The sequence below is a fragment of the Asticcacaulis biprosthecium C19 genome (assembly GCF_000204015.1).
GTDB lineage: Bacteria > Pseudomonadota > Alphaproteobacteria > Caulobacterales > Caulobacteraceae > Asticcacaulis > Asticcacaulis biprosthecius.
Genome location: NZ_GL883077.1, coordinates 1,618,928 through 1,624,927, shown reverse-complemented (window position 1 = coordinate 1,624,927; position 6,000 = coordinate 1,618,928). Strand labels below are relative to the sequence as shown.

The window sequence follows — 6,000 nt, the reverse complement described above, 5'->3', positions numbered from 1 at the left end:
AATGAAGATACTACAACAATTTGTATCCACTCACCGGCGTCACTAGAAATGTGTGCATACCCTCGCCGTAAAAAGGGGCGGTGCTGCTGTCTCGAGCTAAAATGATGACGATCCAGCGGGGGGAATTCAACAGACGAGTGGTCCGGCCATATCGACTATGTCTCCATTCTGCAGCGGATAATCCAGGTTCTGTTTCGGGCAGATCTCTTCGGTTCCACGAAAGATATGGATATCAATCAGGAACCGGTCAGCGTCCGCGTTCGAATAGAAAAAATAGCGCCGCGGCTCTCCCTCCGTAAATGGCAAGGCGGGATCAGTACCGTCATAGGGTGAGACAGTAACCGAAAACGCCGCTTCGAACTGCCGGATGGCTTCGCCGAGGGTTGCCGCTGAAACCTCGAAAGGTGACAACGCTTCTGTGTCAAAGTTGCCTGGCGCAATCCTGTGAAATCGAGTTCTGGGCCAGTCAGGGGCATAAATGCCAATACTCATGGTGTCACAAGCCCCTTTCGATTTATCAAAATCGCCGCAACGATACAGCCGCTGAACAGGGCGCCTTCCAGGCCACCGGTCACCATCTGACTGACCAGGCCAAATCCGCTTTCGCCGAACAGCGCGCTGATGCCGTCCATGCGCAGGCGTGAACCGGGAAACTGCTCACCCAGCAAGGCCAGGCTGCCCAGCATCATCCGGCCGCCCAGCAGCGGAACCAGAACGCCGGCGACACCTCCGGTCAGGGCCGCTATGGCTGCACCTTTGCGGACGCCACGAATTCGGCCCGCCAGCCAGGCGCCCAGGCCGACGGCGCCGCCCAGCATCGCCCCTTCCGGGGCGCCGGTGATGTTGACCGGCGCCTGGCCGAACAGCAGGTTGAAGGCGTCCATCCCCACCAGTTTCACCGCGGCGCCAACGACCGTCCCGCCGGCGAGGCCGCCCAGTACGCTCCACTGCGGGCCGCGCGTCGGGGCAAGCCCGGCGGCAGCGATGCCAAAGGACACGCCCGCCCCGCCCAGGATGGCGACGATCAGGCTGATGCACAGCACCACCAGCAGCACCGACACCGAGCCCATGCCGGCCGCCACGGGTTGCGCCGCAATGGCAGAGCCGTACAGCACACCGCCGATGAGGCCGGCCACCACCGCCCCGGCCGTACCCGCCACCCCGGGCCGGATCAGATGCCCCCAATCGTGTGTCCGGGGGGCCGGTACGGTCTCGGTCACGGCATCGACCGCGACGTTGACCGGGGCGATGAAGCGGTAGCCGTGCTTGGTCACGGTCTCGATAAAGCGCGGCCGCGCAGCATCGTCGCCCAGTTGTTTGCGCAGGGTGCGGATGCACTGGGTCAGGGCTTCGTCGGTGACGGGCACGCCCTGCCAGACCTCGTCCAAAAAGCGGTCCTTGGTGATCAGCTTGCCCGGTTCTCGCGCCATCAGCGCCAGGGCGTCGAGATAGCGCGCATTCAGGTCCACCGGCACGCCATCGCGGGTCAGCCGGCGGTCGGCGGGATCAAGGACGAAGCGGTCGAAGCGTATATGTGCGGTCATATCGTCTCAAATTAGCCTATCGCTGCGGCGGCGCAAAGACGCCCGATCCGGACGTTTCGCAGCCGCACCCGAAAACGCCCGCATTTCCCACGATTTTGCCGACGATAAATTAAACTTTTCAGGCGATAAGATAGAACACACGGGTATTTCACGACATTCATTGATGACGATGGAAAAGGACTGCATGCGGTATTTTGTTAACGCGTTCCTGCGCTCTCGCGGCGGCAATACGACCATGATCTTTGGCCTGGCCATCTTCGCCATCATGGCGGCGCTGGGGACCGCCATCGACTTTGCCGTGCTGCAACGCGCCAAGCGCTCTACCCAGGATGCGCTGGACTCCGCGGTGTTGGCGGCGGCCATTGTCAACAATTCCAATGAAGGTGACCTGAAAAAGCTGGCGGCCGACGTGTTCAAAGAGAACCTCGGCGCGGCCGATCTCGATGCCAAGGTGACCGCTTTCAAATACGATGCCAAGGCCCGCACCGTGAAGGCGACCGCTCAGGGCAGCTACGATCCTGTCATCATGCAGTTGTTCGGGTTCAAGAACCTGCCCTATGCCGTCACGTCCGACGCCATCAAAGCCGCCGACGGCACGCTGGAGGTGGCGCTGGTGTTGGACAACACCTGGTCGATGAGCGCCACTGTGAATGGCACGCCCAAGATCGACATTCTGAAAACGGCGGCTCAGGGCCTTGTCTCCACCATCCTGACCAAGGACAACAAGGACTATGTCAAGATCGCGGTCGTGCCCTACGCCGACTACGTCAATGTCGGCATGGCCAACCGGAACATGCCATGGGTCAGCGTCGCTGCCGACTATTCGACGACCTCGACCAAGACCTGCAAGACTGTGTCCACCGCGACTCAATGCACCGGCGGCACCAAGGGCACCTGCACCGGCAACCAGGACGGCGTTCCCTATACCTATAGCTGCTGGATCGTAGCCCAGACCTGTAAGACGGTAAACGTCACGCCTTATCAGAGCTGCTCCGGTGGCGGCACGACCAATTACAAATGGTACGGTTGCGTCAAGAACCAGGTCGCGTCTTCGAAAGTGGTTATGCCGGATCCTACGACGCCCTATGGCGGCCTGGTGCAAACCAGCCAGACCTGCCTCAACCCGATCCTGCCGCTGAGCAACGACGCCACAGTGGTAACGAATACCATCAAGGGGTTGGTCGTAAATATCGGCGGCTACAAACCCGAAACCTATATTCCAGGCGGTATGATCTGGGGCGTGAACGCGCTGACGCCGCCGGCACCGTTTACCGAAGGCAAGCCCTACGACGCGAACAACAAGGAACCACGCAAGACCATCGTGCTGATGACGGACGGCGCCAATACCCTTTACGCCAACACTTCGGGCGGGATTGCCGTGGCCAACGCCACCCAGGTGGCGGTCACCTACAGCGACCAGATCCGGGTGTGCGACTATGCCAAGTCGAAGAAGATCGAGATCTACACCATCGGCTTCGATGTGACCGACTCCAAGGCCCTCAGCACGCTGAAGGCCTGCGCCACCGACGCCCAGCACTATTTCGACGCCAAGAGCTCGGCCGACCTGATCAAGGCGTTCGAAACCATTGGCGGCAAGCTGAGCAAGGTGCGGCTGACAGGGTGACGCTCAACGGCCATTCATTTTAAAGGCGTAGATCGTGGCAAGACCGGTCAGGATAGCGACGACCGCAGGCATGAACCAGATTGCGCCCATGGCCGCTATGCCGCTCGACAAGGCGTATCCGTAGATAACGTAGCCCGTCGTGGCGGCGGTGGATACGCCCAGCAGCCACCCGGCCAACGACGACCGCACCAGCAGGGTGACCGCCCCCAGCAGACCGCCGACAACCGAGGCAATCCAGGCGATCGTCACCCACGCCGGAAAGCCGTCGAACCAGGCGATCTGTTCGACTGTCATGCCGGACATCTGGTTGTAGGTTTGCGGCTGGCTGAGGCTGAAGGTCATGTCAACCGCACCGAAGCCGTTGAAAACCAGCAGGACACCGCCGATCAGCCACAGGTGCCAAGGGGTGCGATTATGCGTTGTTGTCATAGGTCCTCCGTGGGATGTCAGGGCGTTTCGGGTGACAGATCCTGAGGGATGCGTCGTCCTTCCCGGCAGGCGAGGACTGACATGGCTGGAAAAGATGATATGGCTGAATCGCCAATATCCACGGGGGAGGCATGGACAACCCGTTACCGATCATCCTGGCGTCGGCCATTCTGGGACAGGCGCTGCTGTGCCTGAGCCTGCTGGTGGCGCGGCCGGTGCGGCGGCCGGTCGATCTGCCCCTGATGGTGCTGTTTAGCGCCATTGCGACGGTGACATCTGCGCTCGTGCTCGCTCCCGCCCTGCCATCGGGCAGACCATTTCTGTTTGCGATCAGTCTGCCGGCCTGGCTGGCCCTCGCCCCTGCGCTTTTCGTTTATGTCGAAGCTCTGACCTGCGAGACGCCCTGGAGGTTGAACCGGCACCATCTGCGCCACGTCTGGGCGGCGGGACTTGCCTGTCTGACGCCGGTGCTGGTGGGGGTGCTGCCCGTGAGCGCGCGTGAGGCCATGCTGGTGCGGGGTGAGATGGTTGCCGCCCCATTCGCCCTCTTTGTTGCCCTCGTCATATTCGGCGTCATCCTGCTAGGACTGGTCCAGGCCGCCGTCTTTGTTTTTATCTCCATGGCACGCCTGTCACGCTACCGCCGGCGCCTGGCAGACCTCTTCGCCAACAATGAACGGCGGGAATTGTGGTGGCTGAGCGGACTGATTGGCGGTGGCACCTTGGTCGCATTGACGATTGTCATGGCCATAGCTGCCGACACCCTGATGAACGTCCGGGTACTGCCGGCCTCCGTCTTGTTTGGCCTTGCCCTGCCGGCGCTGTGGGCACTGGCGGTGTATGGCTTGCAGCAGAAGGCCGGGTTCGAAGACCGGTATCAGGAGGTTGTCGCGGAGGAACCTGTGCCGAAGTACCGCAAATCTGCCCTGACCACAGACCAGGCCAGACGGGTCGCCGCGCGCATCGAGGCCGCCATGCAGAGAGATCGGCTGTATCTCGATCCAACCCTGTCACTGCAAAAGCTGGCAGGGCACCTCGCCATTCCGGCGAACACCCTCTCTCAGACGCTTAATGCGCATATGGGCGAGACCTTCTTCGCCTACGTTAGCCGGCAAAGGGTCGAGGCTGCCAAACCCTTGTTGGAGGCCGGTGAGCACAATGTACTGGAGGTCGCCCTGGAGGTCGGCTTCAATTCGAAATCGGCCTTTTACAAAGCCTTCCGGCACGTCACCGGTGTGACGCCGGCCGGCTTTCGTCAGTTGAAGTAGGCGTCAACCTTGGCCTGGCTGGTTTCGGGGCCGCCGACGGCAGGCCCGTTCAGCAAAAGGTCACGGCGGCGCTGTTCGGCCGCGTCAACTTCGGCCGCGGCATCGCCGCCACCGCCGATTTCACTCAGGCGGGCGATGCGGCTTTCGATCTGTTCCAGAACCCGGACCACTTTCGACACGCGCTGGCCGACCAGGTCCTGAAAGGAACAGGCTTCGAAAATGCGCATGACCAGGTCGTCGGCCTTATCCTTCATCCCAGGATCGGCCTCATCCAGGTCCATCAACGCTTCAGCCGCGCTCAGGATGGTGTTGGTGGCGGTTTCGGTATCGCGCGTGATGGCGTCCAGCTCAGCGCCGGCCTGGGGCAGGCTGTCACCAATCTGATTGGGACACAGCCGGCGCAATTCCGATCGCGTCTGGGCGATGTCGCGGGCAATACCGACCATTTCGTCGGACGCATGGCGATCGAGACGGCTAAAGAAGCCGTCGAGCAGTTCAAGCAATTCTTCCGATACCGCCGTCATACGCAGCAGTTCAGGATCGAACATGCCGAGGATGTCGGCCGCAAAGGCCGGCCGGGTCGCGTCAACAGCGCTCATGTATAAAGTCCCTTCAGGACGCGATGGCTTGCGAAGTATGGGCTTGCCAATAGGCGTCGACATCTTCGCAGATCTGCTTGATGTCATCGAAATAGAAAGGCTTGGGCAGAAGGAAATTGACCCGTCCGCGGCGCGCCTTGTTCAGCGCGTCGGCGCCGGATTCCGGATCGTCGATACGACCGGCGGTCATGACGGCGATCGGCACATTTCCAGCCAGTTCGCGGAAACTGCTCAGGTGGTCCAGCGTATTATAGCCCTCGATGAAGACGTCGAGGACCAGCAGGTCGAATTGCCCGGCCTTCAGAGCTTCGTGTGCCGACGCCGGGTCCTGGACCCAGACGGCGTCGCAGCCAGCCTTTTGAAACATCTTGCAGATGATGGTCGCCTGGGTGCGGCTGTCTTCCAGCACGAGCGCGCGTTTGGCCATATTTCAAGTCCCTCAGAGTACGCCTTTTACGTTCTGTACGGGCCTACCTTAATCCACAGGCGCTAAAATAAAGTTACGACGTTTTTTGCGTCAATATGGACGGTCTCAG

General features: G+C 61.1%; 7 protein-coding genes. 2 read left to right on the top strand and 5 right to left on the bottom strand.

The window, feature by feature from the left end:
* Positions 1–126: 126 nt before the first annotated feature.
* Both ABI_RS07755 and ABI_RS07750 read right to left on the bottom strand, forming a co-directional pair.
* Positions 127–492 (bottom strand): ubiquitin family protein, encoded by a 366-nt coding sequence (locus tag ABI_RS07755; RefSeq protein WP_040308695.1) that lies wholly within the window; start codon positions 490–492, stop codon positions 127–129.
* Positions 489–1,544, bottom strand: coding sequence for a winged helix-turn-helix domain-containing protein (locus tag ABI_RS07750; protein WP_006272346.1), 1,056 nt, complete (start codon positions 1,542–1,544; stop codon positions 489–491). The genes ABI_RS07755 and ABI_RS07750 overlap by 4 nt, the downstream gene beginning before the upstream one ends.
* A gap of 184 nt (positions 1,545–1,728) precedes the next feature.
* Between ABI_RS07750 and ABI_RS07745 the strand changes: the two genes are divergently transcribed.
* Positions 1,729–3,168 (top strand): pilus assembly protein, encoded by a 1,440-nt coding sequence (locus ABI_RS07745; protein WP_040309042.1) that lies wholly within the window; start codon positions 1,729–1,731, stop codon positions 3,166–3,168.
* A gap of 3 nt (positions 3,169–3,171) precedes the next feature.
* On the opposite strand, the gene ABI_RS23515 is transcribed toward ABI_RS07745, so the two are convergent.
* Complete coding sequence (locus ABI_RS23515) at positions 3,172–3,597, bottom strand: hypothetical protein (protein ID WP_006272344.1); 426 nt, start codon at positions 3,595–3,597, stop codon at positions 3,172–3,174.
* Positions 3,598–3,728: 131 nt separating this feature from the next.
* Between ABI_RS23515 and ABI_RS07735 the strand changes: the two genes are divergently transcribed.
* On the top strand, positions 3,729–4,865 hold the full coding sequence (locus ABI_RS07735) for a helix-turn-helix domain-containing protein (protein ID WP_006272343.1): 1,137 nt from the start codon (positions 3,729–3,731) through the stop codon (positions 4,863–4,865).
* On the opposite strand, the gene ABI_RS07730 is transcribed toward ABI_RS07735, so the two are convergent.
* On the bottom strand, positions 4,853–5,464 hold the full coding sequence (locus ABI_RS07730; protein WP_006272342.1) for a hypothetical protein: 612 nt from the start codon (positions 5,462–5,464) through the stop codon (positions 4,853–4,855). The two genes, ABI_RS07735 and ABI_RS07730, sit on opposite strands and share 13 nt — an antisense overlap.
* A 13-nt stretch (positions 5,465–5,477) precedes the next feature.
* Positions 5,478–5,891: a response regulator gene (locus ABI_RS07725; RefSeq protein ID WP_006272341.1), complete on the bottom strand. Its 414-nt coding sequence runs from the start codon at positions 5,889–5,891 to the stop codon at positions 5,478–5,480.
* Between the last annotated feature and the right edge of the window lie 109 nt (positions 5,892–6,000).

What these genes read in the sequence shown, in the direction of transcription:
- ABI_RS07755 (WP_040308695.1), bottom strand. Translation starts at nt 492, where the DNA reads ATGAGTATTGGCATTTATGCCCCTGACTGGCCCAGAACTCGATTTCAC.
- ABI_RS07750 (WP_006272346.1), bottom strand. Translation starts at nt 1,544, where the DNA reads ATGACCGCACATATACGCTTCGACCGCTTCGTCCTTGATCCCGCCGAC.
- ABI_RS07745 (WP_040309042.1), top strand. Translation starts at nt 1,729, where the DNA reads ATGCGGTATTTTGTTAACGCGTTCCTGCGCTCTCGCGGCGGCAATACG.
- ABI_RS23515 (WP_006272344.1), bottom strand. Translation starts at nt 3,597, where the DNA reads ATGACAACAACGCATAATCGCACCCCTTGGCACCTGTGGCTGATCGGC.
- ABI_RS07735 (WP_006272343.1), top strand. Translation starts at nt 3,729, where the DNA reads ATGGACAACCCGTTACCGATCATCCTGGCGTCGGCCATTCTGGGACAG.
- ABI_RS07730 (WP_006272342.1), bottom strand. Translation starts at nt 5,464, where the DNA reads ATGAGCGCTGTTGACGCGACCCGGCCGGCCTTTGCGGCCGACATCCTC.
- ABI_RS07725 (WP_006272341.1), bottom strand. Translation starts at nt 5,891, where the DNA reads ATGGCCAAACGCGCGCTCGTGCTGGAAGACAGCCGCACCCAGGCGACC.